The organism is Marinibactrum halimedae, assembly GCF_021234875.1.
Lineage (GTDB): Bacteria > Pseudomonadota > Gammaproteobacteria > Pseudomonadales > Cellvibrionaceae > Marinibactrum > Marinibactrum halimedae.
This window is the reverse complement of sequence record NZ_JAJQVM010000075.1, coordinates 1-3,007: the sequence shown is the minus strand read 5'-3', so window position 1 is coordinate 3,007 and position 3,007 is coordinate 1. Positions and strand designations below refer to the sequence as shown.

At 39.6% G+C, this 3,007-nt stretch carries 3 protein-coding genes; all 3 read right to left on the bottom strand.

Annotation, left to right across the window (positions count from 1 at the left end; genetic code table 11):
- The coding region (locus tag LU351_RS20145; protein ID WP_232593637.1) for a transposase at positions 1–257 on the bottom strand (257 nt) is incomplete at its 3' end.
- A gap of 192 nt (positions 258–449) precedes the next feature.
- Positions 450–1,277 carry a response regulator transcription factor gene (locus LU351_RS20140; protein WP_232595882.1) on the bottom strand — a complete coding sequence of 276 codons (828 nt, stop codon included), beginning with the start codon at positions 1,275–1,277 and terminating at the stop codon, positions 450–452.
- A gap of 665 nt (positions 1,278–1,942) precedes the next feature.
- Positions 1,943–2,824, bottom strand: coding sequence for a hypothetical protein (locus LU351_RS20135; protein WP_232595881.1), 882 nt, complete (start codon positions 2,822–2,824; stop codon positions 1,943–1,945).
- Between the last annotated feature and the right edge of the window lie 183 nt (positions 2,825–3,007).

Sequence of the window (3,007 nt, the reverse complement as noted above, 5' to 3'; positions counted from 1 at the left end):
GAATAGCGGTCCCGTATTTGGTACTCTATCTGATCATCGGATACATTGTATAAGTGCTGAAGTACGAGTACTTTGAACATCAGTAGCTCGTCATAGGCTTTACGACCCGCATTGCTTTTTCGGTTTGACTTTCGTATTTCCTTTAAGGTCGGACGAAAGGCTTCCCAAAATATCAGTTTGTTGAGATGAACTAATGGATCTTTTTCATCTAACTTGCGATACCTGTCATCTAAATCAAAAAAGCCGGGCTGAGACATAGAAGGAAACTCTTGAAATTTTTGAACAGTGAGATTATATCAAAGTTGGGCTATTTTTAGAGGTGCCCTAAAGATATAAAGCTTAATGAATCCCGGTATTTCTTTCGTGTCTTGCTATTTCGGGTGAACGCGTCGCTGATGTCTTCGAGTAGCTCTTTTTGTATTTCAGGCGAGATTTCTCCTTAAAATAGTTTACTCGTTTAATATTTTGTTTCTCAGTTCTTCTGATGTGGGTTGTGCGTTTTTTGGTTCATCTTGTTTTGGGGCATCATAGTCAGGGGATGTGCAATCCGACGGTATTAAGTCTATTGCTTGTGAGGTGCAATTTTGGGCAGTTGGTTCAGGGGAAGAGAAGCGATATCCCACTCCGCGTATATTTTTTAATTCTTGTTTGGATAGCTTGAGTTTTTTACGTAATCGACCAACATAAACGTCAATAACATTGGTCAGTGGATCACTGTTGGCACCCCATACAGAATTTAAAATACGTTCACGAGCAAGCACCTTCCCCTCATTGATCATGAACATGGAGAGGATTTCACGTTCTTTATCTGACAGTTCAACAGCGGTGCCATCGACGGTAACAATAAAAGATTGTCGATCAAATACAATTCTTCCGCAGGTCTGAATATTGGTATAGTCGCTGCTGTCTTGGGTGTAGCGGCTGCGACGTATCAAGGCGTGTATTCGAGCAATAAGTTCTTCAAAGTCGAAGGGTTTCGAGAGGTAATCATCTGCGCCTATATTGAGTCCTGCAACTCGGTCATGGACTTCGTTGAGCGCGGTAAGCATCATCACAGGAGTGTAATCTTTTTTGGCTCTCATATTCCGGCAAACATCTTTCCCGCAGATCCCAGGCAGTATAACATCAAGCAGCACAATATCGAACGTTGTTTGCTTTAAAAATTCTAATGCTGTTTCTCCATCGGGTACGATGGTTACGGAAAAGCCTTCTCCTTTCAGTCCTCTTGAGACAAAATCGGCAACACGGGGTTCGTCTTCAACTAATAAGATATTCATACAACGTACTTTTATTTTGCCCTAGAAAGTGTGGAGTAGGCTTCAATGATGGCTTTGATAATGGAAAATTCCAGGCTGGATCGTTTTCCGTAATAATCAAATGGTTTATTTGGTTGAAAAAAGTTCTAAAGCAAAAGGTTCTAAAAGCGTTTCTTTGTTTTCTGGGTTCATCTCAGAGCTGTTGGTTTCAGAACGGTTGATGTTGAATGAAAGTTCACCTTTTCCATTAATAGAATTGATGACGGTTTGAATTAAATTCCCTCCCTACTCCCTAATAGTAGGTTTTTTCAGAAATACCAGAGTGATATTTCCAACTTGGTGTTTTCTATTGGATACTCTTAAGTACAGGGTACAAATTACCTTGTATTACGTCTGGTCATTCGTAAAAACTCTGCTACTGTGAATAACGATAACATATCTAATACTAATACGACGAGCCGATAATGTTTTTCCTCAGTTAGACTTTCGTCGATATAGACAGTTGATCAATTAAACCGGTGACTATTTGATCGCTAAGGAAAAGGGGTTGTCATGGGCGATTATTGTACTGAGTATAAAACAAGCTCATGGTGTGTTTGCTGGAGAAGTTTTCAAAAGAACACAATATACCCCATAGCTTGTCTCTGTTTTTTAATCAATATTACTGTGGTTGACTAATCTCTTTATTATTTTATTTCAATGCCAATGATAGAGACTTGTTGGTCTTTGCTGGTATGGTAGCTACCATCGTTAGATCGTTCCTTAAATGAAGGAATCTCCTCAACAAGAGCATGTATCGGTGATTGTCTGTTGCTGGTTTCATCAATGATCGGTTTTGAACGGGTATTATTCGGTTTTATTTGTTGCTGAAGCGTTATAGGGACAGCCTTCTCGTAGGCTTCTAGGCATTTGTTTATAGCAGTAAGACTTGAATTACGGCTGTGGCAGGCTTGTCTAAATAGTTTTAAAATCATGCCAAAAAATGTGGCAATCATTAATGCAATAGTGATGGGGGTGGGGGACAGTTGTGTGTAGAAACACACTAGGATAATGAGTATTCCCGTTGCTGATGTGCCAATGTTAGAGATAACGTTTAAGAATGATACGCCTTTAAATTGGGCTACGATTGTGTTGTTAGAATTGTATTCACGTGGGTAGGCTCCAACAAGGATTATGCTTGAAAGTGTTATTCCCATAGGCACTGCGGCGGCTAAAGCCAATAGCGGGTGCAAGAGCCATAAAGCAAACATACACAGTACTATTGTGGTTGTACTGTAGATTAAATAAGGAATGCCATGTGAAACCCACTTTTTCATCTCACTTAAATCATTCACAAATTGAAACGCCATTGAGCCTGTGGGCGTATTGCTCATGTTTTTTAATGACAGATCGAATGTATTGTGATTAAACGATGTTATAAACTCAGTGATGTAAGACTGACCGCATTTTTCTGAGATGAGTGTTATTAAATAATGTACGTAAACACTGCCGAGCGCAAAGAATAGCATTGAAAAAATCAAGGCAGAGGGGGGAAAGGGAGCAGGTTGCTCTAACGAGTCAAGTGTCATCCATACGATATAGCCTATGATGGAAAATAAAACTCCTTGAAAAAGAGTTAAGAGAACAGGGCTCCCTAGTAATAAATAACCAAATGCACTAAATTTTCAGCATCTTGATACCCTAAAATGTGATTAGCTGTGAATTTATCCAAAATTACCCTCCATGTGACCGACCCCAGAGATACAAAGAAT